Annotated in this window: 22 protein-coding genes and 2 riboswitches; of the genes, 9 read left to right on the top strand and 13 right to left on the bottom strand. The window is 68.3% G+C overall.

From position 1 onward, the window contains the following. Window positions 1-9: 9 nt before the first annotated feature. From gcvP to denD, 8 genes are all read right to left on the bottom strand, one after another. Window positions 10-2916, bottom strand: a complete 2907-nt coding sequence (gene gcvP / locus ACAM58_RS15965) for an aminomethyl-transferring glycine dehydrogenase (protein ID WP_012748399.1) — start codon at window positions 2914-2916, stop codon at window positions 10-12. Between the two features lie 49 nt (window positions 2917-2965). After that, complete coding sequence (gene gcvH, locus ACAM58_RS15960) at window positions 2966-3337, bottom strand: glycine cleavage system protein GcvH (RefSeq protein ID WP_012748398.1); 372 nt, start codon at window positions 3335-3337, stop codon at window positions 2966-2968. Window positions 3338-3383: 46 nt separating this feature from the next. Next, a complete protein-coding gene (gene gcvT, locus ACAM58_RS15955; RefSeq protein ID WP_012748397.1) occupies window positions 3384-4562 on the bottom strand; it encodes a glycine cleavage system aminomethyltransferase GcvT in 1179 nt (392 codons plus the stop codon). Between the two features lie 45 nt (window positions 4563-4607). Continuing rightward, a riboswitch (glycine riboswitch) is annotated at window positions 4608-4723 on the bottom strand. A 12-nt stretch (window positions 4724-4735) separates the two neighbouring features. Beyond that, window positions 4736-4826: riboswitch (glycine riboswitch) on the bottom strand. Window positions 4827-4857: 31 nt separating this feature from the next. After that, window positions 4858-5406: a hypothetical protein gene (locus tag ACAM58_RS15950; protein WP_369663088.1), complete on the bottom strand. Its 549-nt coding sequence runs from the start codon at window positions 5404-5406 to the stop codon at window positions 4858-4860. A 152-nt stretch (window positions 5407-5558) separates the two neighbouring features. Further along, window positions 5559-6836 (bottom strand): TRAP transporter large permease, encoded by a 1278-nt coding sequence (locus ACAM58_RS15945; protein WP_012748395.1) that lies wholly within the window; start codon window positions 6834-6836, stop codon window positions 5559-5561. Beyond that, a complete protein-coding gene (locus ACAM58_RS15940; protein WP_012748394.1) occupies window positions 6833-7327 on the bottom strand; it encodes a TRAP transporter small permease in 495 nt (164 codons plus the stop codon). Before ACAM58_RS15940 ends, ACAM58_RS15945 begins: the two co-directional genes overlap by 4 nt. Next, window positions 7324-8295 (bottom strand): TRAP transporter substrate-binding protein, encoded by a 972-nt coding sequence (locus ACAM58_RS15935; RefSeq protein WP_012748393.1) that lies wholly within the window; start codon window positions 8293-8295, stop codon window positions 7324-7326. Before ACAM58_RS15935 ends, ACAM58_RS15940 begins: the two co-directional genes overlap by 4 nt. Before the next feature lie 63 nt (window positions 8296-8358). After that, window positions 8359-9375 carry a D-erythronate dehydrogenase gene (gene denD, locus ACAM58_RS15930; protein ID WP_041945701.1) on the bottom strand — a complete coding sequence of 339 codons (1017 nt, stop codon included), beginning with the start codon at window positions 9373-9375 and terminating at the stop codon, window positions 8359-8361. 68 nt (window positions 9376-9443) lie between these two features. Between denD and ACAM58_RS15925 the strand changes: the two genes are divergently transcribed. From ACAM58_RS15925 to ACAM58_RS15910, 4 genes are all read left to right on the top strand, one after another. Then, window positions 9444-10349: a LysR family transcriptional regulator gene (locus tag ACAM58_RS15925; RefSeq protein ID WP_012748391.1), complete on the top strand. Its 906-nt coding sequence runs from the start codon at window positions 9444-9446 to the stop codon at window positions 10347-10349. A gap of 91 nt (window positions 10350-10440) precedes the next feature. Continuing rightward, window positions 10441-11256 carry a putative hydro-lyase gene (locus tag ACAM58_RS15920; RefSeq protein WP_012748390.1) on the top strand — a complete coding sequence of 272 codons (816 nt, stop codon included), beginning with the start codon at window positions 10441-10443 and terminating at the stop codon, window positions 11254-11256. Between the two features lie 43 nt (window positions 11257-11299). Further along, complete coding sequence (locus ACAM58_RS15915; protein WP_012748389.1) at window positions 11300-12592, top strand: MFS transporter; 1293 nt, start codon at window positions 11300-11302, stop codon at window positions 12590-12592. 34 nt (window positions 12593-12626) lie between these two features. Then, on the top strand, window positions 12627-16280 hold the full coding sequence (locus ACAM58_RS15910) for a hydantoinase B/oxoprolinase family protein (RefSeq protein ID WP_012748388.1): 3654 nt from the start codon (window positions 12627-12629) through the stop codon (window positions 16278-16280). Window positions 16281-16594: 314 nt separating this feature from the next. Here ACAM58_RS15910 and ACAM58_RS15905 read toward each other — a convergent pair whose 3' ends face one another. After that, window positions 16595-18298: an electron transfer flavoprotein-ubiquinone oxidoreductase gene (locus ACAM58_RS15905; RefSeq protein WP_012748387.1), complete on the bottom strand. Its 1704-nt coding sequence runs from the start codon at window positions 18296-18298 to the stop codon at window positions 16595-16597. A 118-nt stretch (window positions 18299-18416) separates the two neighbouring features. Between ACAM58_RS15905 and ACAM58_RS15900 the strand changes: the two genes are divergently transcribed. Continuing rightward, complete coding sequence (locus tag ACAM58_RS15900) at window positions 18417-19199, top strand: SDR family oxidoreductase (protein WP_012748386.1); 783 nt, start codon at window positions 18417-18419, stop codon at window positions 19197-19199. Window positions 19200-19220: 21 nt separating this feature from the next. After that, window positions 19221-19643, top strand: coding sequence for a thioesterase family protein (locus ACAM58_RS15895; RefSeq protein WP_012748385.1), 423 nt, complete (start codon window positions 19221-19223; stop codon window positions 19641-19643). 9 nt (window positions 19644-19652) lie between these two features. On the opposite strand, the gene ACAM58_RS15890 is transcribed toward ACAM58_RS15895, so the two are convergent. After that, entirely contained in the window at window positions 19653-21005 is a 1353-nt protein-coding gene (locus tag ACAM58_RS15890) for a HAMP domain-containing sensor histidine kinase (protein WP_012748384.1), read from the bottom strand. Continuing rightward, entirely contained in the window at window positions 21002-21676 is a 675-nt protein-coding gene (locus ACAM58_RS15885; RefSeq protein ID WP_012748383.1) for a response regulator transcription factor, read from the bottom strand. Before ACAM58_RS15885 ends, ACAM58_RS15890 begins: the two co-directional genes overlap by 4 nt. A 157-nt stretch (window positions 21677-21833) precedes the next feature. On the opposite strand from ACAM58_RS15885, the gene ACAM58_RS15880 reads away from it, so the two are divergent. Genes ACAM58_RS15880 through ACAM58_RS15870 form a run of 3 tightly spaced genes read left to right on the top strand, consistent with a single transcriptional unit; the run spans window position 21834 to window position 24927 of the window. Beyond that, complete coding sequence (locus ACAM58_RS15880) at window positions 21834-22562, top strand: phosphatase PAP2 family protein (RefSeq protein ID WP_012748382.1); 729 nt, start codon at window positions 21834-21836, stop codon at window positions 22560-22562. After that, a complete protein-coding gene (locus ACAM58_RS15875) occupies window positions 22549-23118 on the top strand; it encodes a phosphatase PAP2 family protein (RefSeq protein WP_012748381.1) in 570 nt (189 codons plus the stop codon). Before ACAM58_RS15880 ends, ACAM58_RS15875 begins: the two co-directional genes overlap by 14 nt. Before the next feature lie 57 nt (window positions 23119-23175). After that, window positions 23176-24927: a phosphoethanolamine--lipid A transferase gene (locus ACAM58_RS15870; protein ID WP_012748380.1), complete on the top strand. Its 1752-nt coding sequence runs from the start codon at window positions 23176-23178 to the stop codon at window positions 24925-24927. Between the two features lie 4 nt (window positions 24928-24931). On the opposite strand, the gene ACAM58_RS15865 is transcribed toward ACAM58_RS15870, so the two are convergent. Beyond that, window positions 24932-25510: a peroxidase-related enzyme gene (locus ACAM58_RS15865; protein ID WP_012748379.1), complete on the bottom strand. Its 579-nt coding sequence runs from the start codon at window positions 25508-25510 to the stop codon at window positions 24932-24934. Window positions 25511-25571: 61 nt separating this feature from the next. Further along, window positions 25572-26840, bottom strand: a complete 1269-nt coding sequence (locus ACAM58_RS15860) for an HAD family hydrolase (RefSeq protein ID WP_012748378.1) — start codon at window positions 26838-26840, stop codon at window positions 25572-25574. Between the last annotated feature and the right edge of the window lie 102 nt (window positions 26841-26942).

Here is a 26942-nt window from a genome sequence, read left to right as displayed (position 1 = left end):
CGGCCTTTTTCAGGCCTCCTCGGTTTCCTTGTAGTCGCCCACCGGCACGCAGCTGCAGAACAGGTTGCGGTCGCCATACACGTTGTCGACGCGGCCGATCGGCGGCCAGTACTTGGCCAGCTTGAGTTCCGCCAGCGGAAACGCCCCGAGTTCGCGCGAATAGGGGTGCGGCCATTCCGCCGCCATCAGGCTGGCCGCGGTGTGCGGCGCATGCTTGAGCGGGTTGTCGTCCTTCGGCCAGACGCCTTCCTCGACGCGGCGGATCTCGCCGCGGATCGCGATCATCGCGTCGATGAAGCGGTCGAGTTCGGCCAGCGGCTCGCTCTCGGTGGGTTCCACCATCAGCGTGCCGGGCACCGGGAAGCTCAGCGTGGGCGCATGGAAGCCGTAGTCGATCAGCCGCTTGGCCACGTCCTCGGCGGTGACGCCGCTGCTGTCCTTGAGCGGGCGCAGGTCGAGGATGCACTCGTGCGCGACGTGGCCGTTGGGGCTCGCGTACAGCGTGGGGTAATGATCCTTCAGGCGCGCGCTGATGTAGTTGGCGCTCAGGATCGCGATTTCGGTCGCTGCCTGCAGGCCCTTGGCGCCCATCATGCGGCAGTACATCCAGCTGATCGGCAGCACCGCCGCATTGCCCAGCGGCGCGGCCGAGACGGCGCCGACGCCGTTCGATGCCACGCCGGCCGTCGCATGCCCCGGCAGGTAGGGCACGAGGTCTTCGACCACGCACACCGGGCCCACGCCCGGGCCGCCGCCGCCGTGCGGAATGCAGAAAGTCTTGTGCAGGTTCAGGTGGCTGACGTCGCCGCCGAACTCGCCCGGCGCGGCCACGCCGACCAGCGCATTCATGTTGGCGCCGTCCACGTACACGCGGCCGCCGTGCTCATGCACCAGTTCGCAGAGCTCCTTCACGCGGGTTTCGAACACGCCGTGCGTGCTCGGGTAGGTGATCATCACGGCCGCGAGCTTGTCGCTGTGCTTCTCGCAGGCGCGCCTGAGGTCGTCCATGTCGACGTTGCCCTGCGCGTCGCAGGCCGTCACCACCACCTGCAGGCCCACCATCTGTGCGCTCGCGGGGTTGGTGCCGTGCGCCGACGAAGGAATGAGGCAGATGTTGCGGTGCCCCTGGCCGTTGGCCTCATGGAAGGAGCGGATGGCCAGCAGGCCGGCGTATTCGCCCTGCGAGCCCGCGTTGGGCTGCAGGCTGATGCCCGCGTAGCCGGTGGCTTCGCAGAGCCAGGCGCGCAGCTGCGCGTCGAGCTGGGCGTAGCCCACCAGCTGCTCGGCCGGCGCAAAGGGATGGATGTTCGCGAACTCGGGCCAGGTGATCGGGATCATCTCGCTGGTCGCGTTGAGCTTCATGGTGCAGCTGCCGAGCGGGATCATGCTGCGGTCGAGCGCCAGGTCCTTGTCCGACAGGCTGCGGATGTAGCGCAGCATCGCGGTTTCGCTCTTGTGGGTGTTGAACACCGGGTGCGTGAGAAAGGCGCTGGTGCGCCGCAGGTCCTCGGGCAGGCGCGGCACAGCGTTGGCCAGGTCGTCGAAGCGCGGCATCGGCGTGCCGGCGGGCACGAACAGCGCCCAGAGCGTTTCGATGTCGGCGCGCGTGGTGGTCTCGTCGAGCGAGATGCCCAGGTGCTGCTGCAGCCGCTGGCGCAGGTTGACGCCCGCGGCCTGGGCGCGTTCGATGATCTTGGGCGTGTCGTCGCCGGTGCGGATGGTCAGCGAATCGAAGGCGGTGCCGTTGACCGGCTCGCGGCCCATCTGCGCGAGGCCCTGCGCGAGGATGGCCGTGAGCGCAGCCACGCGCTGTGCAATGCGCGTGAGGCCGTCGGGGCCGTGGTACACGGCGTACATGCTGGCCACCACGGCCGGCAACACCTGCGCGGTGCAGATGTTGGAGGTGGCCTTCTCGCGGCGGATGTGCTGCTCGCGCGTCTGCAGCGCAAGGCGGTAGGCGGGCTGGCCGTGGGTGTCGACGCTCACGCCCACCAGGCGGCCCGGCAGCGAGCGCTTGAACTCGTCGCGGCAGGCCAGGTAGGCCGCGTGCGGGCCGCCGTTGCACATCGGCATGCCGAAGCGCTGCGTGGTGCCGCAGACGATGTCGGCGTCCCATTCGCCGGGCGGCGCGAGCAAGGTGAGCGCGAGCAGGTCGGCGGCCACGCAGAAGGCGGCGTCGCACTGGTGCGCATGGCCCGCGAGCGGACGCAGGTCGTGCACGTGGCCGGTGGTGGCGGGGTACTGCGCGAGCACGCCGAAGAATTCGCCGCTCACCATCAGGTGCGGCAGCGTCTCGGACACGGTGCTCACCTTCACCTCGATGCCCAGCGGCGCGGCGCGCGTCTTGATGACCTCGATGGTCTGCGGATGGCAGTCGCCCGACACCAGGAACACGTTGCTCTTGCTCTTGACGCTGCGCTTGGCGAGCGTCATCGCCTCGGCTGCCGCCGTGGCTTCGTCGAGCATCGAGGCATTGGCGATGGCCATGCCCGTGAGGTCGCACACCATGGTCTGGAAGTTGAGCAGCGCTTCCATGCGGCCCTGCGAAATCTCGGCCTGGTAGGGCGTGTAGGCCGTGTACCAGGCGGGGTTCTCGAGCACGTTGCGCAGGATGACGCCCGGCGTGTGCGTGCCGTAGTAGCCCTGGCCGATGAAGCTCCTGAAGACCTTGTTCTTTGCCGCGATCGCCTTGAGCTCGGCCAGTGCATCGGCCTCGGTGGCGGGCGCCGGCAGCCGCATCGGCTTGGCGCGGCGGATGGCTGCGGGCACGATGCCGTCGATGAGCTCGGCGCGCGTTTCCGAACCGATCACCGGCAGCATGCGCGCCTCGTCCGCCGCATCGATGCCGATGTGGCGGGCGAGAAACTCTTCGGCGTTCTCCAGTTGTTGCAAAGAGGGAAGGGCGGGAATCGGCATGGCGGTGAAGGCTCGGGATGAGGAAAAGGCGGCTTGCGAACTCGGCGGATCAGGACTCGGCAGCGAACTTGTCGTAGCTGGCCGCGTCGAGCAGCGCGTCGAGCTGCGCGGGCTCGCTGAGCTTGACCTTGAAGAACCAGCCGGCGGCCAGCGGGTCGGTGTTGGCGAGCGAGGGATCGGCGCGCAGGGCTTCGTTCACTTCGGTGATCTCGCCCGACACGGGCATGAACACATCGGCTGCGGCCTTGACCGATTCGACGACACCGGCCACCTCGCCCTGGGCAAAGGTCTTGCCGACTTCGGGCAGGTCGACAAAGACCACGTCGCCGAGCGCGTCCTGCGCATGCACGGTGATGCCGACGGTGGCTGCGCTGCCTTCGGCCGAGACCCATTCGTGGTCCTTGGTGTACTTGATGCTCATGGTGGAAAACTCCTCGTGGAAAAAAAGATGATCGGGGGCGCAGCGCCTAGCCGCGGTAGTAGCGCGTCGGCACGAAAGGCAGCGTCGAGACTTCCATCGGCACCGGCTTGCCGCGCACGATGGCCTGCACGCGCGTGCCGGGCTCGGAATACGCGGTGGCCACGTAGCCCATGGCGATCGGGCGGTCGGCCGTCGGGCCGAGCAGGCCGCTCGTGACAAAGCCGATGTCCTTGCCTTCGAAGGACTGCAGCACCGTGCCGTCGCGCACCGGAACGCGTTCCAGCGCCACGAGGCCGACGCGCTTGCGCTTCAGCGTGTCGTGGTCGGTGTGGCCCGCGGCGCCGGCCGTGGCGGCGGCGAGCTGGGCCAGCACCCGGGCCGCGCCCGGAAAGCCGCCTTCGCGCGCGCCGCCGGTGCGGCGCACCTTCTGGATCGCCCAGTTGAGCGAGGCCTCGACCGGCGTGGTGGTGGTGTCGATGTCGTTGCCGTAGAGGCACAGCCCCGCTTCCAGCCGCAGCGAATTGCGCGCGCCCAGGCCAATGGGCTCGACCTCGGGCTGGGCCAGCAGCAGGCGGGCCAGCGCCTCGGCATTCTGGCCGGCCACCGAGATCTCGAAGCCGTCTTCGCCGGTGTAGCCGCTGCGCGTGGCAAAGGCCGGAATGCCGCCGATCTGCACCGCGCCGCCGGTCATGAACACGAAGCGCTCGATGCCCGGCGACAGCCGCGCCAGCACCGCGGCCGCCTGCGGGCCCTGCAGCGCGAGCAGCGCGTGGTCGGGCATGGGCTGCACATCGCAGCGTGCGCCGATCTTCTGCTGGATGTGGGCGATGTCCGCCACCTTGCAGGCGCCGTTGACGATCACGAAGATCGAGCCGTGGCCTTCGTTGAAGAACATCAGGTCGTCGAGGATGCCGCCCTCGTCGTTCAGCAGCAGCCCGTAGCGCTGCTTGCCGGGCGCAAGGTCGATCACGTCGACCGGCATCAGGGTTTCAAAGGCGGCCGCGGCGTCCGGTCCGACCAGGCGCAGCTGGCCCATGTGCGAGATGTCGAACAGGCCGGCGGCGTTGCGCGTGTGCCTGTGCTCGGCCATGAGGCCGGCGGGGTATTGCACCGGCATCGAATAGCCTGCAAAGGGCACCATGCGGGCACCGAGCTCCACGTGCAGGCCGTACAGCGGGGTCTTCAGGAGTTGTTCGGCGGAAGAGGAATCGGAGGAAGCGGCCACGGGGCACTCCAAAGGGGCAGACGAATTCCATGGCGCGAGCCATGGGCCACCCCTGCTGTCCGCTTTACCTGAGAGATTCGCCCCACGATCGGGGTTTGCTCCTTCGGTGGGCCGGCGCATCGCGTCGATGCAAGCAACAGCCTCTCTCCAGCAAGGAAGCGCCGGCATGCGCCAACGCTGTGTCAGTCCTTTTGCCTGAGCGTTCGGGAAACCCCTGCGCCTTCGGCGGCCCCGGCTGGCGGGGCTCTCTCCTGACCATGGGAGTGTAGTGGATCGCGGGCGGCCGGTCTGCGGCTCAGTGCACGGTCTCGGCCGGCGGCAGCAGCCGGTCGATGCGCTCGCGCAGCGATTCGGCCCGCTCGGCGCCGGCGGTTTTCTCGACCTCGGTGAGCATCAGCGCGGCGATGGTCAGCATCGCGCCGCGGTCGCGCGCCTCGCGCAGGGCATCGCGCATCTGCAGCGCGAACTTGGGGTCGCGCCGCACGAACATGCGCTCGCAGATGTCGAACAGGAACATGCGCGTGGTGGCCAGGGAGCGCTTGCCGTCGAAGTTGTCGGCGGCGGTGGCGAGTTGGATCGGGTCGGCCGCGGGTACCGGGGCGGGCGGCTGGGCCGCGGCCTGCGCCGCCGCGGCAGCCACCGGCTGCGCGTCCTGCAGATAGCCCTGGCGCATCAGCGCCTGGATCGCCTGCTCGGCTTCGGTGCGGCTGGCGAACAGCGGGCTGAAATCGGTCAGCGAACGCCGGCCGTCTGCCATCAGCAGCAAGGCGCGCTCGCGCTGGCTCAGCGTGCGCTGGCGGCCCTGGAGTTCGTCGCGTGCCTTGTCGGTCTTGGTGGGAAACATGGCGCCACAGCTTTTGGGGATCGAGGGCTGAAGCATCGTTGCAAGCGGTGACATCTTCATGAAACGTTTGCCTTACAGCGCCCCGGCAGCGCAAAAAAAAAGCAGCCTGCGAACAGGCTGCCGTTTCTTCCTTGTTTTTCGCGCCGTCTCAGCTACTTGGCATACACCAGGTCGCGCAGCGCCAGCGATATCCACGGCACGTAGGTGATCACCAGCAGGCAGGCCAGGATCACGAGCACGAAGGGCACCAGGTACTTCACGATCCGGTCCAGCGAGATGCGCGCCACCGTGCAGGCCGCGAACAGGTTCACGCCGAAGGGCGGGGTGATCATGCCCAGGGCGAGGTTCACCACCATGATGAGCCCGAAGTGCACCGGGTCGATGCCGAAGTGCACCGCCACCGGCGCAAGGATGGGCGCGAGCACGATGATGGCCGCGCTGGTCTCGATGAACATGCCGATGATGAACAGCGCCGCGTTCACGCCCAGAAGGAACATCGCGGGCGACTTCAGCACTTCCTGCAGCCAGTGGCCGATGGCGTCGGGCACCCCCGCGCGCGTGATCAGGAACGCGAACAGGCCCGCGTTGGCGATGATGAACATGATCACCGCCGACGACAGCACCGACTTGCGCAGGATCACGTACAGGTCCTTGGGCTTGATCTCGCGGTAGATCACCACGCCCACCACCAGCGCATAGAACACCGCCACGGCCGAGGCTTCGGTCGGCGTGAAGATGCCGCCGTAGATGCCGCCCAGGATGATGACGGGCATCAGCAGCGCCCAGCCGGCCTGCCACAGCGCCTTGCCAAACGGCATGCGGCCGTCGCCGTCGTTTTTGCCCCAGCCCTTCCACTTGCAGAAGGCCCAGACGAACAGCATGAGCGCCAGGCTGATGAGAATGCCGGGGCCGAAGCCCGCGATGAACAGCTCGCCGATCGACACCTCGGCGCTCACGCCGTACAGGATCATCGGGATCGAGGGCGGGATGATCACGCCGAGCTCGGCGCTGGTGGCCTGCAGCGCGGCCGCGTAGGCGGTGGGGTAGCCGTGCTTGATGAGCGCCGGAATCAGGATCGCGCCAATGGCGAAGGTGGTGGCCACCGACGAGCCCGACACCGCCGCAAAGATCATGCAGGTGAGCACGCAGGTCATCGGCAGGCCGCCCTGCACGCCGCCCACGATGCTCTTGGCAAACTCGACCAGCCGCCGCGAGATGCCGCCCGTTTCCATCAGGTTGCCGGCCAGGATGAAGAACGGAATGGCCGCCAGCGGAAACTTGTTGATCGAATTGAACATCTCCTTGACGGAGATCAGCATGTTGGCATTGGCCACCTGGATGCCCAGGATCGAGGCGAGCCCGATGGACACTGCAACAGAAACCGACAGTGCAAAACACAGCACCATCGTTGCAACCATCACGGGCGTCATTGCGCAGTCTCCAGCTCAAGCCGCTTGGGATCGAGAAAATTCCCAACGATGCCGAACAGGCAGAAGACGGAACCGACCGGCAGCGCCAGGTACGACCACATCATCGACAGGCTTTCGAGGCCGGCCATCGACTGCACGCGGCCGCGCATCGCGTAGTCCCAGCCCCACCAGAGAATGACCAGCATCAGGATGAGCGCGGCAATGCTCACCACGGCGTCGAGCACGCGCTTGACGCGCGGCGGGCTCCAGCGGTAGAGCACGTCCACGCTCACCATGGCACCCTGGCGAAACGCCATCGGAATGCCCAGGAACACCATCCAGATCAGGCTCACGCGGATCAGGATCTCGCTCCACTCCGCGGGCTGCTCGAGCACGAAGCGCGTCACGATCTGGAACACGCCCAGGGCCGATGCAATGACCAGCATCAGGCAGGCGGCAAGCATCGAGGCGCCGGTGGTCCAGCGCTCGATGCCAAGGAATTTTTCTTTCACTTGTAGTCGCGGATCTTGTCGAGGTTGGCCTTGCCGAAGTCCTTCTCGAACTGCGCATTCACCGGTGCGAGCGCGGCCACGAACTTGGCCTTGTCGACGTTCTCGATCACGGTCATGCCCTTGGCGCGCAGGTCGGCCACGCCCTTGGCGTCGTCCTCGTCCACGCGGGCGCGGTTGGCCTTGGTGCCTTCCTTGGCGGCGTCCAGGAAGGCCTGCTTGTCGGCCGCGCTGAGCTTGTCGAACGAGGCCTTGTTCATCAGGAAGATGCAGGGCGAATAGACGTGGCCCGTGAGCGAAAGGTGCTTTTGCACCTGGTCGAACTTGGCGGAGATGATCACCGGCAGCGGGTTCTCCTGGCCGTCGACCGTGCCCTGCTGGAGCGCGGTGAACACTTCGGGGAAGGCCATGGGCGTGGTGATGATGCCGAAGCCCTTGTAGGCGGCGATGTGCACCGGGTTCTCCATGGTGCGCATCTTCAGGCCCTTGAGGTCCTCGGGCGCCTTCACGTCGCGCTTGCTGTTGGTCATGTGGCGGAAGCCGTTCTCGGCCCAGGCCAGCGCCTTGAAGCCCTTGGCGTCGAACTTGGTGAGCAGGTCCTGGCCGATCGGGCCGTCGAGCACGGCGCGCGCATGGGCCTTGTCGCGGAACAGGAAGGGCACGTCGAGGATCTTGGTTTCGGGCACGAAGTTGGGCACCGGGCCGGTCGAGGAGAAAGCCAGCTCCTGCGTGCCCAGCTGCACCGCCTCGATCGATTCGCGCTCGCCGCCGAGCGAGCCGTTGTAGAAGGTCTGGACCTTGTAGCGGCCGCCCGTGCGCTTTTCGACTTCCTTGGCGAAGGTGTCGATGGCCACGCCCTGGTGCGAGTTCTGCGCGGTCGAGATGCTGATCTTCATGGTCGTCTGCGCAAAGGCCGCGCAGGCCATGCCCATGCCCAGAACCAGGCCGGCGGCCAGTCGGGTCAATTTCATTCTTCTGTCTCCTGAGATGGAAAGGGGGTGTCGCAAAGCGTCGGCTCTGCGCGCAACCGATGACTATGCCGCAATAACCAGTTTGACCGCGTCGGGATTTTCACGGACGTAGTCGCGGATCACCGCCTCGAAGCTGGCGTCGGCCGTGAGCCCGAGCTTGCCGGCGCGAACGGTCTCGATGCGCCCGGGCCAGGTCTTCACGATGCGCTGGATGGCCGGATCGGGCGTGCGGTCGAGCAGGGCGGTGGCGGCCTTGCCGGCCACGCGCTCGAGGGCTGCGGCCATGTCGCCCACCGTGGTGGAAAGCGAGGGCAGGTTGAGCGCGGTGCGCGGTCCCCATTCGCCGTCGCTGGCCTCGGCGGCGCGAAGGATGCCTTCGACCGTGCGCGCCGGCGACGCAATCGCCACCGGCGTCTCGTCGGGCACCGGGCAGGCCGCGCGGATGCCCGCGAGCGGCTCGCGGATCATGCCGCTGAAAAAGCCCGACGCCGCGCCGTTGGGCCGGCCGGGGCGCACGCTCACCGTCATGAGCCGCACGCTGCGCCCGCGGATGAAGCCCTTGCGCGTGTAGTCGGCCACCAGCTGTTCGCCGATGAATTTCTGGATGCCGTAGCTGGTCTGCGGCGTCGGCAGCGTGTGGTCCTCGATCACCGGCGGCAGCGGCTGCTCGGGTGAATCGCCGAACACCGCGAGCGAGCTGGCAAACACCAAGAGCGGCCGGGTGCCCACCGCGCGCGCCTTTTCGAGCAGCGCGTGCGTGGCGGCGAAGTTGCTGCGCATGCCCAGGTCGAAATCGGCCTCGCATTCGCCGCTGACCGCGGCGGCCAGGTGAAAGATGGCGTCGGCCCCGGTCCAGAGCGAGGCGTCGGGCGAAGCCAGCTGCTCGTTCAGGTCGCCGAGTGCGGTGCCGATGCGCGGGTCGGCCGCGAGGTCGGCCGGCGGCGCGGCGCGGTCGACCAGCGTGATGCGGGAAATGGCGCGTGCCGGCGCACCGGCCAGCGAAAGCTCGCCCTGCCTGAGCAGGGTGCGGGCAAGGCGTGCGCCCAGGAAGCCGGCGCCGCCCGTGATGACGATCTGCATGGTGGTCTTGTCTCCTTCGCCAACGAGCATAGCGCAGCGGAATGCGCGGCTCAGGCGACACTCGCGCCATGAACTTGCGATTCGTCGAAGCCTTCCACTGGGCCGTGGCACTCAAGAGCGTCACCCGTGCGGCCGAGAAGCTGCACCTCACGCAGTCGGCGCTGTCCAGCCGCATTGCCGCGCTCGAGCGCGAGTTGGGCGTGCTGCTGCTCGACCGGCGCGACAAGCAGTTCCGCCTCACGGTGGCAGGGCAGCGCTTCCATGCCTTCGCGCAGAAGCTGCTCGAGATGCAGATGCACATCAAGGCCGAGATGGGCTCGGGCGCGGTGCGCGAGGCGGTGCTGCGCGTGGGCGCCATCGAGTCGGTGGTGCACAGCTGGCTCACGGGCTGGCTCAAGCACATGCAGGCCACGCATCCGGACTTCGAACTGGAGCTCACCGTCGAAACCACGCCGGTGCTGGTCGACCAACTGCAGCGCGGCAAGCAGGACCTGGTGTTTGGCGCGCTGCCGGCCACCGGCGACGGCGTGCGCACGCGGGCCGTGCCGCCGATGCCGATGTGCTTCGTCGGCCACCGCGAGCTGCACCTGAAGCGGCGCTACCGCCTGCCGGACCTGCTCTCGCTCGACCTCCTGACCTTCCAGCGCGGCTCGCAGCCGCACGTGGCGCTGCTCGAGCTGTTCCGCGAGGCCGGCAGCCCGCCGCCGCGGGTGCATGCGATCTCGTCGATCTCGGCGATGGCGCAGCTGGTGGAGGCGGGCTTCGGCGTGGCCGGGCTGCCGCGCGCGGTGGTCGAGCCGCTGGCGCGGCGCCTGCCGCTGCGCGTGCTGCCTTGCGACGTGACGCTGGAGCCGCTGCCCATCTATGCGAGCTACCGCGACGACCCCTCGTCGCCGCTGCCCGAGGCCGCGCTCGGCTCCGCCGTGGTGCACGCTTCGCACCGCATGGGTTCATCGAAAAAATCGATGGGTTGAGAAAGAAAATTTGCGTTGGCGTTCGTGAGCGCGGATTCCCACAATCCGGCGCATCACACCACAGCGATGCCTCGGGCATCGGAAACGCCAAATGTCGAACCGTCCATCCTTCGCAGAACAGCCCGGCGCCGGCAGCAGCGCGCTGGCCGTGCGCCAGGCCTGCCGCAGCGGTGCGCTGAACGCCCACACCAGCGGGCTCGCAAGCGCCCATGTGCAGGGCAACCTCGTGATCCTGCCGCGGGCGCACGCGGCCGACTTCCTGCGCTTCTGCCAGGCCAACCCCAAGCCCTGCCCCTTGCTCGGCGTCTCGGAAGCCGGCGACCCGGCGCTGCCGGCGCTCGGCGAGGACATCGACATCCGCACCGACCTGCCGCGCTACCGCGTGTGGCGTGACGGCGTGCTGGCGGACGAACCCACCGACGTGCGCGCGCTCTGGAGCGACGACCTGGTGAGCTTCGTCATCGGCTGCTCCTTCACCTTCGAGCATGCGCTGATGGCCGAGGGCATTGCGCTGCGCCACGTGGCGCAGGGCCGCAACGTGGCGATGTACCGCACCTCCATGGCCACCGTGCCGGCCGGCGCCTTCCATGGGCCGATGGTGGTGTCGATGCGCCCGCTGCGCGCGGCCGACGCCATCCGCGCGGTGCAGATCACTTCGCGCTTTCCGGCCGTGCACGGCGCGCCGGTGCACATCGGCGATCCGGCGCTGATCGGCATCCGCTCGATCGCCGATCCCGACTACGGCGACGCCGTCGAGGTCATGCCCGACGAGCTGCCCGTGTTCTGGGCCTGCGGCGTCACGCCCCAGGCCGCGCTGGCCGCCGCCCGGCTGCCGTTCGCCATCACGCACGCGCCGGGCTCGATGCTCGTGACCGACCTGCTGCACCGCCAGCTGGCCGCGTTCTAGACGCGGCGCTTTCGACCCATTCAAAACCCAAGGAGACAAGCACATGAAGACCACCCTCGACGCCACCCAGGCGGGCGACGCCACGCCAGCCGGAGGCAGCTGGCTGCGCACGCTCAACCCGAACGAGAAGCGCACGCTCACCGCATCGTTCAGCGGCTACGCGGTCGATGCCTTCGACTACTACACGCTGCCGCTGGTCACGCCCATCCTGCTGTCGCTGTGGGGCATGAGCAAGACCGAGGTGGGGCTGATCGGCACCGCCACGCTGGTGGCCTCGGCCATCGGCGGCTGGGTGGCCGGCATCCTGGCCGACATGTACGGGCGCGTGCGCATCCTGCAGCTCACGATCCTGGTCTTTGCCATCTTCACCTTTGCCTGCGGCCTTTCGCGCACGCCGGAAGAACTGCTGATCGCACGCACGCTGCAGGGCCTGGGCTTCGGCGGCGAATGGGCGGTGGGCTCGGTGCTCATTGCCGAGATGATCCGGCCGGCCTACCGGGGCAAGGCGGTGGGCCTGGTGCAGAGCAGCTGGGCCATCGGATGGGGCGCGGCGGTGCTGGTGTCGATGGCGCTTTTCTCCTTCCTGCCGCCGGAGTATTCGTGGCGCGCGATGTTCCTGCTGGGGCTGCTGCCGGCGATCCTGATCGTGTTCATCCGCCGCTCGATCCGCGACCCGGAGATCTACGTGCAGAGCCGCGCTGCCGTGGCGCGCGGCGAGCGCAGCGGCAATTTCCTCGCGATCTTCAAGCCCGGCATGCTGGGCACCACGGTGCTCGCGAGCCTGCTGTTCACCGGCATGCAGGGCGGCTACTACGCGATCGGCGTCTGGCTGCCCACCTTCCTGAAGAATGAACGCCATCTCACGGTGCTGGGCTCGGGCGGCTACCAGTTCATGTTCATCATCGGCGCTTTCATCGGCTACCTGTGCGGCGCCTACCTGTCGGACCGGCTCGGACGGCGCCGCGCCTTCATCCTGTTTGCGGTGGGGGCCGGATCGCTGGTCTATGCCTACACGCTGTTGCCCATCACCGACGGGCTGATGCTGCTGCTGGGCTTTCCGCTCGGCTTCTTCATGTCGGGCATCTTCAGCGGCGCGGGCGCCTTCCTGGCCGAGCTCTTTCCCAATGAGCTGCGCGGCTCCGGGCAGGGCTTTTGCTACAACTTCGGGCGCGGCATCGGCGCCACCTTTCCGGCGCTGGTCGGCGTGCTGAGCGACCGCATGCACCTTTCGCTGGGCACGGCCATCGGCGTGTGCGCCGCGGTGGCCTACGCCATGGTGGTGATCGTGGCGCTCTGCCTGCCCGAGACGCGCGGGCGCGACCTGCGGCAGAACTGATCCGGACCTCTTTCTCCTTTTTCGCGAAGACTTCATGACCACGCATTCCCTTCTCCCGTCCCGCTGGCAGTTCTGGATCGACCGCGGCGGCACCTTCACCGACCTGGTCGGCCGCGATCCCGAGGGCGGCCTGCACACGCTCAAGCTGCTGTCGGAGAACCCCGAGCAGTACAAGGACGCCGCCGTCGAAGGCATCCGCCGCCTGCTGAAGCTCGCGCCCGGCGAGGCCGTGACCCCCGAGCGCGTCGAGTGCGTGAAGATGGGCACCACGGTGGCCACCAACGCGCTGCTGGAACGCAAGGGCGAGCCGACGGTGCTGGTCGCCACGGCCGGCTTTCGCGATGCACTGCGCATTGCCACGCAGGCGCGGCCACGGCTCTTCGACCGCCGCATCGTGCTGCCCGAGCTGCTCTACCAGCGCGTGATCGAGGCCGGCGAGCGCATGGATGCGCAGGGCGGCGTCGTGCAGCCGCTGGACGAGCCCGCGCTGCGCGCCGCGCTGCAGGAAGCCTTCGATGCCGGCCTGCGCGCCTGCGCCATCGTCTTCATGCACGGCTGGCGCTACGCCGCGCACGAACTCGCGGCCGAGCGCATCGCGCGCGCCATCGGTTTCACGCAGGTGTCGGTGTCGCACAAGACCAGCCCGCTCATGAAGCTGGTGCCGCGCGGCGACACCACGGTGGTCGACGCCTACCTGAGCCCGATTCTGCGGCGCTACGTGGAGCAGGTGTCGCGCCAGATGCCGGGCGTGCCGCTGTTCTTCATGCAGAGTTCGGGCGGGCTCACGCAGGCCGACCGCTTCCAGGGCAAGGACGCGATTCTCTCGGGCCCGGCCGGCGGCATCGTCGGCATGGTGCGCACCGCGCTCGACGCCGGCCATCCGCGCGTGATCGGCTTCGACATGGGCGGCACTTCCACCGACGTGTCGCACTACGCCGGCGAGTTCGAGCGCTCCTTCGAAACCCAGGTGGCCGGCGTGCGCATGCGCGCGCCGATGATGAGCATCCACACCGTGGCTGCGGGCGGCGGCTCGGTCATTGCCTTCGACGGCGCGCGGCTGCGCGTGGGGCCGGAGTCGGCCGGCGCCAACCCGGGGCCGGCCAGCTACCGGCGCGGCGGTCCGCTCACCACCACCGATGCGAACGTGCTGCTCGGCAAGATCCAGCCCTCGCATTTTCCGCATGTCTTCGGGCCGAACGCCGATGAAGCGCTCGACCTCGCGGCCGCGCGGCGCGGCTTCGAAGCCATGGCGCGCCGCATGGCGGAAGCCACGGGCCGCACCGTGGGTGCCGAAGAAGTGGCGAGCGGTGCGCTGCGCATCGCCGTGGCCAGCATGGCCAATGCCATCAAGCGCATTTCGGTGGCGCGTGGCTACGACGTCACGCAATACACGCTGCAGTGCTTCGGCGGCGCAGGCGGCCAGCACGCCTGCCTGGTGGCCGATGCACTGGGCATGCGCAGCGTCTACCTGCATCCGCTCGCGGGCGTGCTCTCGGCCTTCGGCATGGGGCTGGCCGACCAGCTCGCGATGCGCGAGCTGGCGCTGGAACGCCGGCTCGATGCGCAGGGGCTGGCCGCGGCGCGCGATGCGGCAGCCACTCTTGCGGCGCAGGCCAAAGGAGAACTGTGCGAGCAGGGCGTGGCCGATGCGGCCATTGCCACGGTGCACCGCGTGCAGCTGCGCTACGAAGGCACCGACACCGCGCTGGCCTGCGCGCTGCCGATGGCGGGTTCGGCCGACGACGCGATCGCGGCGATGCGGAGCGAGTTCGAGGCCAGCTATCGCCGCCGCTTCGCCTTCCTGATGGCCGAGCGGGCGCTCGTGATCGAGGCCGTGACGGTCGAAGCGGTGGGCACTGGCGAGCGCGCAGCGCCCGCAGCCGCACAGGCCGATGCGGCCAGTCATGCACCCGAACCGCTCGCGGCCGTGCGCATGTACTGCGAGGCTGACGAAAAAGCCGCAGGCTGGCGCGATGCCGCGCTGTTCGACGAAGCGGCGCTCAAGCCCGGCGCTTCCATCGACGGCCCCGCCATCCTCGCGGGCCGCAACGCCACCACGGTGATCGAGCCCGGCTGGCAGGCGCGCGCCACCACGGCCGGCATCCAGCTGCACCGCGTGCGCCCGCGCGTCGCCACGCAGGCCCTGGGCACCAGCGCCGATCCGGTGATGCTCGAGGTGTTCAACAACCTCTTCATGAACATCGCCGAGCAGATGGGCCTGCGGCTGCAGAACACCGCCTATTCGGTCAACATCAAGGAGCGGCTCGACTTCTCCTGCGCGCTGTTCGACGTCGAGGGCAACCTGATCGCCAACGCGCCGCACATGCCGGTGCACCTGGGCTCGATGAGCGAGTCGATCAAGACCGTGATCGACGGCAACCCCGGCATGAAGCCCGGCGACGTCTTCGTGCTGAACGACCCCTACCACGGCGGCACGCACCTGCCCGACATCACGGTGGTCACGCCGGTGTACCTGGAGTCGGGCGACGCACGGCCGTCGTTCTACGTGGCTTCGCGCGGCCACCATGCCGACGTGGGCGGCATCACGCCGGGCTCGATGCCGCCGTTCTCGGCCACCATCGGCGACGAGGGCGTGCTGATCGACAACTTCAAGCTGGTGGAGGGCGGGCGCCTCTGCGAAGCCGAACTGCGCGCGCTGCTCGGAAGCGGCGCCCACCCGTCGCGCAACATCGAGCAGAACCTGGCCGACCTGCGCGCGCAGATCGCCGCCAACGAAAAGGGCGTGCAGGAGCTCCAGGCCATGGTCGCCCAGTTCGGCCGCGAGACGGTGGCGGCCTACATGGGCCACGTGCAGGACAACGCCGAGGAGTCGGTGCGCCGCGTCATCACGGCGCTGAAGAACGGCGAGTTCACGCTGCCGCTGGACAACGGCGCGCAGATCCGCGTGCGGGTCACGGTGGATGCCGTCGCGCGCTCGGCCACGGTCGACTTCACGGGCACCAGCGCGCAGCTGGCCAACAACTTCAATGCGCCGCGGGCCATCACCATGGCGGCCGTGCTGTATGTGTTCCGCACGCTGGTGGACGACGACATTCCGCTCAACGCGGGCTGCCTCAAGCCCATCGAGGTGATCGTGCCGGGCGGCTGCATGCTCAACCCGCTGCCGCCGGCCGCGGTGGTGGCGGGCAACGTCGAAACCTCGAGCTGCGTGACCAATGCGCTCTACGGCGCGCTGGGCGTGATGGCCGCGAGCCAGTGCACGATGAACAACTTCACCTTCGGCGACGGCGAGCACCAGTACTACGAAACCATCTCGGGCGGCTCGGGCGCGGGCCCGGGCTTCGACGGCACGAGCGTGGTGCAGACCCACATGACCAACTCGCGCCTCACGGACCCCGAGGTGCTGGAGTTCCGCTACCCGGTGCGCCTTGAGAGCTACCGCCTGCGCACCGGTTCAGGGGGAGCCGGGCGCTGGCGCGGCGGCGACGGCGGCGTGCGGCGCGTGCGCTTCCTGGCGCCGATGACGGCGTCGATCCTCAGCAATGGCCGGCTCTACGGCGCATTCGGCGGTGCGGGTGGGGAGGCTGGCGCGGTGGGTGTCAACCGTGTCGAGCGGGTCGACGGGACGGTCGAGACGTTGGACCACATCGGACAGGTGCAGATGGCGCCGGGGGACGTGTTCGTGATCGAAACGCCGGGTGGGGGAGGATGGGGCGAAGGGCGCTGAACTTGGCGCTCTTTCCAGGGTGCGCTCCCGCCGACGGGATACCTTGCTCCGCGAATGTCCCCCGGCCTGCGGCCTCCTCCTTAATTTCGCTGCGCAAGGCACCCCATCGACGGGAGCGTGATCAGAGCAGTCGTTGATCAGCGGTACACCAGCAGCGTGCCCAAGTGCACAGGGCATCGAGTGCTCCCCGCAGCGAAATCAAGGAGGAGGGGGCGCAGCCCCCGGGGGACATTCGCGGAGGGGAGTACCCGGTGGCCTGTGCACGCGCCCTGAACAACAGCGCCCCGAACAACAGCGCCAAAAACGAGAGAGAACTACATCCCCACGTAATTCGGCCCGCCGCCCCCTTCAGGCGTGACCCACACGATGTTCTGCGTCGGATCCTTGATGTCGCAGGTCTTGCAGTGCACGCAGTTCTGCGCGTTGATCTGCAGGCGCTCCTTGCCGGCGTTGGCCTCGTCGGGCACGAACTCGTACACGCCGGCCGGGCAGTAGCGGCTTTCGGGGCCCGCGAACTTCGACAGGTTGATGTTCACCGGCACCGACGCATCCTTGAGCGTCAGGTGTGCAGGCTGCTGCTCCTCGTGGTTGGTGTTGCTGATGAACACGCTCGAGAGGCGGTCGAAGGTCAGCTTTCCGTCCGGCTTCGGATAGGCGATGGGCTTGCACTCCGCCGCCGGCTTGAGGTACAGGTGGTCCGGCTTGTTGCGGCGCAGGGTCCATGGAATGTGGCCCTTGAGCAGCCACTGCTCGATGCCGTTCATGAAGGTGGCAATGCCCAGCCCCTTCTTGAACCAGGCCTTGAAGTTGCGTGACTTGTTCAGTTCCGCGTGGAGCCAGCTCTTCTCGAACGCCGCCGGGTAGGCCGTGAGCTCGTCGTGCTGGCGGCCGGCCTGCACCGCGACGAAGGCCGCTTCGGCGGCCAGCATGCCGGTCTTGATGGCGGCATGGCTGCCCTTGATGCGGCTCACGTTCAGGTAGCCGGCCTCGCAGCCGACCAGCGCGCCGCCCGGGAACACCGTCTTGGGCAGCGACATCAGGCCGCCGGCCGTGATGGCGCGCGCGCCGTAGCCGATGCGCTTGGCCGGCTTGATGCCCTGGGCCTCGTCGCCTTCGAGGTACCAGCGGATGTTGGGGTGCAGCTTCCAGCGCTGCATTTCCTCGAACGGGCTCAGGTACGGGTTGCTGTAGTCCAGGCCCGTGATGAAGCCCATCGTGACCTTGTTGTCCTCCATGTGATAGAGGAAGGCGCCGCCGTAGGTGTCGCTCTTCATCGGCCAGCCGGCCGTGTGCAGCACGAAGCCGGGCTGGTGGCGCTTGGGGTCGATTTCCCATACTTCCTTCACGCCCAGGCCGTAGGTCTGCGGATCCTTGCCCTCGTCGAGCTTGAATCTGGCGATCAGCTGGCGGCCCAGGTGGCCGCGCGCGCCCTCGGCAAATACCGTGTACTTGCCCAAGAGCTCCATGCCGAGCTGGAAGTTCTCGGTGGGTTCGCCGTCCTTGCCCACGCCCATGTTGCCGGTGGCCACGCCGCGCACCGAGCCGTTCTCGTTGTAGAGCACTTCGGCCGCCGGGAAGCCCGGAAAGATCTCCACGCCCAGGTTCTCGGCCTGCTGCGCCAGCCACTTGGTGAAGGCGCCCAGGCTGATGATGTAGTTGCCGTGGTTCTGGAAGCAGGCCGGAAGGAACAGGTTGGGCGTGCGCAGGCCCGATTTTTCGCCGAGGAACACCATGGCGTCGTCGGTCACGGGCTGGTTCAGCGGGGCGCCCAGCTCCTTCCAGTCGGGCAGCAGCTCGTTGAGCGCGCGCGGGTCCATGATGGCGCCCGAGAGAATGTGCGCGCCGGGCTCGGAGCCCTTCTCGAGCACCACCACCGAGATTTCCTTGTCGTGCTGGGCCGCCAGCTGCTTGAGCCGGATGGCGGTCGAGAGGCCGGCCGGGCCGCCGCCGACGACCACCACGTCATATTCCATGGATTCGCGGGGGCCGAACTGGGCGAGGATTTCGTCGTGGGTCATGTGGGGTCTCGTCGATAATGATTTGAGGCTCGGACGCTTCGAGGGCGCGAAACATTTTATGTGGAGTGCCGGGCGTCGCCTCGGCGACTCGGCAACCGCTCAACAGGACCCCCTTCCCATGGCTTACAGCATCGATCTTTCGGGCCGCGTGGCCTTCATCACCGGCGCTTCCAGCGGGCTGGGCGCGCAGTTTGCCAAGACGCTGGCGCGTGCCGGCGCCGCGGTGGTGCTCGCGAGCCGCCGGCTCGAGAAACTGAAGGAGCTGCGCGCCCGCATCGAGGGCGAGGGCGGCGACGCGCATGCGGTCGAGCTCGACGTCACCGACATCGGCAGCATCAAGGCCGCGGTGGCGCGCGCCGAAACCGAGGTCGGCCCCATCGACATCCTGGTCAACAACTCGGGCGTGAGCACCACCCAGCGCCTTTCGGACGTCACGCCGGACGACTACGACTACATCTTCGACACCAACGTGAAGGGCTCCTTCTTCGTCGCACAGGAGGTGGGCAAGCGCATGCTGGCGCGCGCCGACGGTTCGGCGCCGGGCACCTACATCGGCGGGCGCATCATCAACATCGCCTCGGTGGCGGCGCTCAAGGTGCTGCCGCAGATCGGCACCTACTGCATGAGCAAGGCCGCGGTCGTGCAGATGACCAAAGCCATGGCGCTCGAATGGGGCCGCTTCGGCATCAACGTGAACGCGCTGTGCCCGGGCTACATCGCGACCGAGCTCAACGAGGACCACTGGGCCTCCGAAGGCGGCGCCAAGCTCGTGAGCATGCTGCCGCGCAAGCGCGTGGGCAAGCCCGAAGACCTGGACGGCCTGATCGTGCTGCTGGCCAGCGGCCAGAGCCATTTCGTGAACGGCGCGGTCATTGCGGCCGACGACGGGTTCGCGCTCTGATCCCCTCCATCAAAGCCACCGATGAGAATCGAAATCCCCGAGAAGAAAAAGTTCGTGTTCGAGATGTCCATCCCCATCCGCTGGGGCGACATGGACGCCATGGGGCATCTGAACAACGGCACCTATTTCCGCTACCTCGAAACCGCGCGCATCGACTGGATCCGCTCGCTCGGCATCGAGCCCGCGCCGGGCGGCGAGGGCATGGTGATCGTCAACGCCTTCTGCAATTTCTACCGGCAGATCGAATACCCCGGCGACGTGCTGCTCAAGATGTACGTGAGCGACCCGGCGCGCACCACCTTCGAGAGCTGGGCCACCATGGCGCGGGCCGAGGCGCCCGAGGTGATCTGCGCGGCCGGCGGGGCGACCACGATCTGGGTCGATTTTCCGAAGCAGAAGGCGCTGCCCTTGCCCGACTGGCTGCGCGCGGTGGTGAGCGAGTAGGGCGCGCAGCTACGCCGGCCGCAGCACGATGCGCGCCTCGAAGCCATGGGCCGCACCCGGCGGCGGCGATGCCAGCTCAAGCCTGGCGCCGTGCTTCTCGACGATGGTGCCCACGATCGACAGCCCCAGGCCGTAGCCTGCGCGATCGGAGCTGTGGCGCACGTGGCGCTGCTGCAGCGTGGCGAGCTGTTCGGCGCTGACGCCCGCGCCGAAGTCGCGCACCGCGAGCGTGCAGGGCGCCATCACCTCGATCACCACGCGGCCGTTGCCGCCGTAGCGCAGCGCGTTTTCCACCAGGTTGCGCAGCGCGATCGCCAGCGCATCGACGTCGCCCGAGGCAATGGGCGCGGCGTCGTCGGGCACCTTGAGCGCGAGCCGCTCGCTGATCTGCGGGTCGTTCCAGAAGTCCTGCGCCACGGCGCCGGCCAGCTGCACCAGGTCGACCGGCGCGCGCGCGAGCGATGCGGCCGATTCCGCGCGCGAGAGCTGCAGCAGCTTCTCGGCGCGGTGGCTGAGCAGCTGCAGCGCATCGAGCGCCGCCTGCACGTCGTTGCGCCGCAGGTCGTGCTCGAGCGCGGTCTGCAGCCGCAGCCGCGCCGCGGCCAGCGGGGTCCGCAGCTCGTGCGCCGCGTTGGCGGCCAGCGCGCGTTCGACGTCGAGCGAATGCGACAGCCGCTCCAGCAGGCTGTTGACGTGGTCGCCGACCGAGCGCAGCTCGCGCGGCAGGCCGGGCAGCGTGATGGGGCGCAGGTCGGAGCCGCTGCGCTTCTCGATCTCGCCCGCGAGCTGCTGCAGCACGCGCAGCTCGTTGCGCGCCACCTTGCGCAGCACCAGCGCCAGCAGCGGCAGCACGGCACCGAGCGGAATGATCAGCCCGAACAGCGTGCGGTTCAGCGCCGAGCGCCGCTCGTCGAGCGGATCGGCCACCTGGAAGTAAAGGCCCAGCGTGGGATGCCGCACCGTATAGATGCGCCAGGTCTGGTTGTTGGCGAAGCCGGGAGCCAGTGGCACGTCGAAGGCGCCGTCGGGCGCCTCGGCCGAGCGCAGCAGCACGTGCTCGTGGATGTCCACCACCTGGTACATCACGGCGTCCTCGGAGAACAGCTGCTTGGGCGCGATCACCGGCGTGTCCGGCGTGGCGCCTGAATGCTGCATCTTGCCGAATTCCTGCAGCGCCATGTCGAACATGCGGTGCGAGACCTCGACCAGTTCGTTGTCGAAGTTGTGGTTGATCTCGCGGTCCACATACCAGACCACGGCCAGCACGCACAGCATCCACACGCCGCCGACCCAGAGGATCAGGGTGCGCGTCAGGCGGCCGGCCAGCGTGTCGGGGCCGTCCTTCGGAAGCGCCGCGTTCATTCGTCGTCGCCCGACGAGGTCGACAGCCGGTAGCCGAGGCCGCGCAGTGTCTGGATGTGGTTCTTGCCCAGCTTGCGCCGCAGGCGGCTGATGAACACTTCGAGCGTGTTGCTGTCGGCCTCGTCGCCGAAGCCGTAGAGCGCGTCGGCCAGGTTCTCGCGGGTGTGGATGCGCTCGGGCCGCGTGGCCATCACGCGCAGCAGGGCCCATTCCTTCTGCGTGAGGACGACCGGGTTGCCGTCCTTGCGGACCCGATCGTGCGCCAGGTCGATCTCCAGCGTGCCCAGGTGCAGCACCGGCGAGCTGCCGGCGCTGCGCCGCCGCTCCACGGCGCGCAGCCGCGCCAGCAGCTCGGCCGGGTCGTAGGGCTTGATGAGGTAGTCGTCGGCGCCGGCGTCGAGGCCGCGGATGCGGTCGGTGACCTGGTCGCGCGCCGTCAGCACGATGACGATCGGCGGCTCGCGCAGCGCGCGCACCTGGGGCAGCAGCGACAGGCCGTCGCCGTCGCCCAGGTGCAGGTCGAGCAGCACGGCGGCGTACTGCACCGAAAGCAGGGCGCTGCGCGCATCGGCGAGGCTGGGCGCCACGTCGACCACGAAAGCCTTTGCAACCAGGTAGCTGCAGACGGCGTCTGCCAACGCACTGTCATCTTCGACGAGCAATATGCGCACGCGATGGGGTCTTTCCAGAAAAAAACGCAGTCTAGCGCCGACCGTGCGGCCGGACCGCGGCCGTCAGTTCCCGTTCAGGGCCGCTTCAGGCTCGGTTCAGGCCAGGCACGTAGGCTAAAGGGGTTTCAGGCTTGCCGGCTTCTCTCCCCCTCTGTCCATGACGCGTGTCCCGAATCCTCCGAATCCCTCGAACCTTCGCCTGGGCGTGCTGACCCTCCTTGCATTGGCGCTGCTGCTCGCGTGGGACGCTACAGGCGGCGATCTCGCCCTGGCGCGCCTCGCGGGCACGCCCATGGGCTTTCCGTGGCGCGAGAACGCCTTCCTGGTGCATGTGATGCACGAGGGCGCGAAGGACCTGAGCTGGCTGTTCGTGATCGCGCTGTTCGCCGGCATCCGCTGGCCGCTCGGCATCCTGCGCCGGCTGCCGGTTCGCGCCCGGGCCCAATTGGCATTCACGGTGCTGCTCTCGGTCCTCGCCGTCAGCCTGCTCAAGCATGCGAGCCACACGAGCTGCCCCTGGGACCTGAAGGAGTTCGGCGGTGTGGCCAGCCACGTGTCGCATTGGGCATGGAAGGTCTATGACGGCGGCGCGGGCGGGTGCTTCCCGGCGGGCCATGCCTCGGCGGCCTTTGCCTACGCCGGCGGCTATTTCGTGCTGCGCCGGGTGTCGCCGCGTGCCGCGGTCCTCTGGCTTTGCGCGTCGCTGGCCGCGGGACTGCTGCTCGGCCTGTCGCAGCAGCTGCGGGGCGCGCACTACATGAGCCACACGCTCTGGACCGCCTGGATCTGCTGGGTGGCGGGCTTTGCCATCGACCTGGTCGTCGCACCCCGCGCTTCGCGGCTGGCCGCAACCGAACCTGCCGCCGTGTTGCATGCAGGGCCTTGATGTCGCCCTGTTCGCGCTGATCAACGCCAGTGCCGCGGCGCCGGCGTGGAGCATCCATTTCGCTCGCTTCGCGTCCGACGTGCTGCCGGCGCTGCTGGCCGCCGCGATCATCGGCGCCGCGGTGGTCGACCGCCGCCTGCGCTATGCCTGCTTCACCGCGCTGGTCAGTGTGCTGGCGGTCTGGATCTTCGTGAACGTGTTCCGCTCGGCCATGCCGTTCCAGCGGCCCGCCTTCTACGGGCTGGGAATCCAGTGGGCGCCGCAAGGCGCGCGGCCGGGCTTTCCGAGTCTGCATGCCGCCTGCACCTTCGCGGCGGCGTTCTCGCTGTGGTGCCTGCCGTGGCGCGCGCCCATGCTGGCGGCGCTGGCGGTGGCCGCGGTGGTCGGCTGGAGCCGTGTGTTCCTGGGGCTGCACTTTCCGTTCGACGTGGTCGCGGGGGTGATGCTGGCCGCCCTGGTGTCGATCGTGGTGGAGCGCGGCGTCAGCCGTCCGCTCAACCTGGCGCTCAGGGCCTTCATGCGGCCCCGCTTGAGGGCGAGACGGGCGCGAACCTGAACGCTGGCTGAACGCGCAATTCAGGCTGGCTTCAGTTGCGCTTTCTACAGTCGGTAGATGTCATTTTCAAGAATCGAACCCACGCCGGTACGGGACGTGGGTGCGCTGGCGGCCGGCGCCTCCTTCCTGGCACCCGCGCGCGCGCTGTGGGCGCGCATCGACCTGTGGCTCGCGCGGCCCCGCTCGGCGCAGCGCGTGGTCGTCTGGCTTGCCCTCTACCTTGCCGTGGCCGCCAACTGGCCGCTCTGGAACGAGCTTGCGCGCATCGGCGGCGCACCCAGCACCTACCTGCCCACGAGCGCCGCCATGGGGGTGCTCATGGTGTGCGCCACGGTGGCGCTGCTGTCCTTCACGGCCTGGTCGCGCTGGATGAAGCCCTTGTGGTTCGCGGTGGTGCTGCTGGCGGCCTTCGTGCAGCACTACATGATCGAGTACCGCGTGGTGATGGACCCGACCATGATCGCCAACGTGCTGCAGACCGACCCGAACGAGGCGCGCGACCTCATGAGCTGGCGCATGGCCTACCACGTGCTGCTGGTGGCGCTGCTGCCTGCGTTGGCGCTCTGGCGCGCGCGCATCGTGCCGATGCGCTTTTTCTCCAAGCTCTGGCGCAACGTGGCGCTGCTGCTGCTGGCGGTGGCGCTCGCCCTGGTGGCCGCGGTGTCGATGAACCGGCAGCTCGCCCCGCTGATGCGCAACAACGTCCACCTGCGCTACATGATGAACCCGGTTGCAAGCCTCTATTCGGCCGGCTCGGTGGTCATCAAGCCGATGTTCAAGCGCAGCCGCAAGCTGATTCCCATCACGGCCGGAACGGCGCTGGGCGCGAGCTACGCGGGCCAGGCGCGGCCGCCGATGTTCGTGCTGGTGGTGGGCGAGACGGCGCGGGCCGACCACTTCGGCCTCAACGGCTATGCGCGCAACACCACGCCCGAGCTGGCGGCGCGCGGCGTGCTGAGCTATCGCGATGTGCATTCGTGCGGCACCAACACACTGGCTTCGGTGCCGTGCATGTTCTCGCCGCTGGGCAAGCAGGGCTACGAATCGCGCAGCGACGACTATGAAAACCTGGTCGACGTGCTGCAGGCCGCCGGGCTGGCGGTGCTGTGGCTCGACAACCAGGCCGGCTGCAAGGACGTGTGCACGCGCATTCCCAACGCCTCCGCCTTCGACAGCCTCACGCCCGCGCAGAAGAGCGCGCTGTGCGACGGCGAGGAATGCCTGGACGACGTCATGCTCAAGGGGCTGGACGAGCGCATTGCCGCGCTGCCCGCCGAGCGCCGCGCCAAGGGCGTGGTGCTGGTCATGCACCAGATGGGTAGCCACGGGCCGGCCTACTACAAGCGCTCCGCGCCGGAGATCAAGCGCTTCCTGCCCGAGTGCAAGACCAATGCGCTGGCCGAATGCGGCCATGCGGAGCTGCAGAACGTCTACGACAACTCGATTGCGCAGACCGATCATTTCCTGGGCCAGACCATCGACTGGCTCAAGGCGCAGTCCGGCCAGTACGACCCGGCCCTGCTCTACGTGAGCGACCATGGCGAATCGCTCGGCGAATACGGCCTGTTCCTGCACGGCGTGCCCTACAGCTTCGCACCCGAGGCGCAGAAGCACGTGCCCATGGTCACCTGGTTCAGCCCCGGCATGAACGAGCGCCGCAAGCTGTCGCGCTCGTGCATGGAAGCGGGGCTCGATGCGCCGCTCACGCACGACAACCTCTACCACACGGTGCTGGGGCTGATGGACGTGAGCAATCCCACCTACAAGCCCGGCCTGGACGCGCTCGCATCCTGCCGAGGCAAGGCCTGAGGCGCTACTTCTTCTCGCGCGGCAGCCGCCCCATCAGGAAGAACTCGGTGTTCGGCTGCATGCCGCTGAAGCTCGCGAGGCGGTTGCTCAGGCCGAAGAAGGCGGTGATGGAGGCGATGTCCCAGATGTCCTCGTCGTCGAAGCCGTGGGCATGCAGCGCGGCGAAGTCCGCGTCCTCGACTTCATGCGAGCGTTCGCAGACCTTCATCGCAAAGTCGAGCATGGCGCGCTGGCGCGGCGTGATGTCGGCCTTGCGGTAATTCACCGCCACCTGGTCGGCCACCAGCGGCTTCTTCTCGTAGATGCGCAGCAGCGCGCCGTGCGCCACCACGCAGTAGAGGCACCGGTTGGCCGCACTGGTGGTGGTGACGATCATCTCGCGGTCGCCCTTGGTGAGCGAGCCTTCCTCCTTCAGCATCAGCGCGTCGTGGTAGGCGAAGAAGGCGCGCCACTCGGCCGGGCGGCGCGCCAGCGCGAGGAACACGTTGGGCACGAAGCCGGCTTTTTCCTGCACCGCGAGGATCGCGGTGCGGATGTCTTCCGGCAGGTCTTTGAGCTCGGCGAGGGGGTAGCGGTCGGCCATGTTCTGTCTCCTGGGTGGCAATGCCAGGATCATAGGCAACTGCCCGCCGCCGGGCTCGCGCCTACTTCAATGCCTTGCCTTGGGCTGCGCCGAGAGGCGTGTGCAGCTGCGAAGCCACCCACTGGCCGGTGTTGTCGTCGCGGCCCTGCAGCAGGTAGCGCGTGTCGGGCTTGCCGTAGTTCTGCACCGCCATGGCCGAGAACTTGCCGATGTCGGTCTTGGGATCGCGCAGCCGGTTCACGATCAGCACCTTCTTCGTGTCTGCGAAGTCGGCCATCATGTTCTGGTCGCCCTCGCTGTCGCCGGCGATGAAGCTCGGGCCGTAGCCGTACTTGCTGACCAGGAAGCGCTGGATGTTCTTCGTCTTGCCGGGGCCCTGCGTCTGGTCGTAGCCGCGCCGGTACTCGGGCTGGATCACGCCGTTGGCGTCGCGCTCCAGCTCCATCGCCAGCACGCGCTCGGGCGGGTTGTTGTAGCCGAAGGCGGGGTTCGACGAAATCTCCTTGATCACGTCGACGAAGGAGGCCGAGCACACCCACACGTCGAAGCCCGCGTTGCGGAAGGCGGCGTACAGCTCCTGCATCTCGGGCTGCAGCCGCAGGCCGTTCTTCCAGCTGACCGAGACCACGCCGGCCTGGCCCGGCAGCGCGGCCGGCGAGGTCCATTTCACCTTGGCCACGGGTTCCTTCAGCTGCCAGGCCACCGTGGCGGCCGTGAGCTTGCGCACCTGCGCTTCGGTCATGCCGACGAAGAGGTAGGTCACCCAGGGGTAGGCGGTGTCGTGGTCGAAGGTGTCGCCGATGGCCTCGTACAGGTAGCGCACCTTGGCGGTGAAGGCGACGTAGTGCGGGCTCAGCTTCACCGCGGCCAGCGGCTGGCTGCCCTTGAGGCCGCTGTAGTTCTGGTAGAGCCAGGTGTAGCTGGCCACGATGTCGGGCACCACGCGGTCGATGCTGACCGGCTGGCCGGCCGCATTGTTGAAGGCCGGCAGGAAGTCCTTCTTCGGGATGTTCTTGCGCAGCGCCACTTCGAGCTGCGCGGGCGTGGCGCCGAAGACCAGGTTTTCGAGCTGGTAGATCAGCGAGGCTTCCTCGATGTCCAGGAACACGCTGGTGTTGTCCCAGTCGAAGACCACGTAGGGCGGCCGGGCGGCGCTGTAGCCCGGGCTCGATTTGCCGAGGCTGGCGATCAGGCCTTCGATCTGTGCCCGGTTGAAGGCGTCCCAGTGGGCGGGCGAGAGCGTGGTGGACGCAGAGGGGGCCAGGCTCGCGCAGCCCGTGGCGGCGAGTGCGGCGGCGAGCGGCGTGAGAAGAATCAGGCGGCGTTGCATGGAGTTCCTGTTGTTGTGCGGCGTTGATGGAAGGCCGAGCGTAGAGAACGCTCGTGACACTTCGACAAAGGCCTACGCATCAGCCATGCCAGCCGGGGGCCG

Origin of the sequence: Variovorax sp. V116 (genome assembly GCF_041154435.1) — a bacterium.
Lineage (GTDB): Bacteria > Pseudomonadota > Gammaproteobacteria > Burkholderiales > Burkholderiaceae_C > Variovorax > Variovorax paradoxus.
This window is presented reverse-complemented; position numbering and strand designations above follow the sequence as displayed.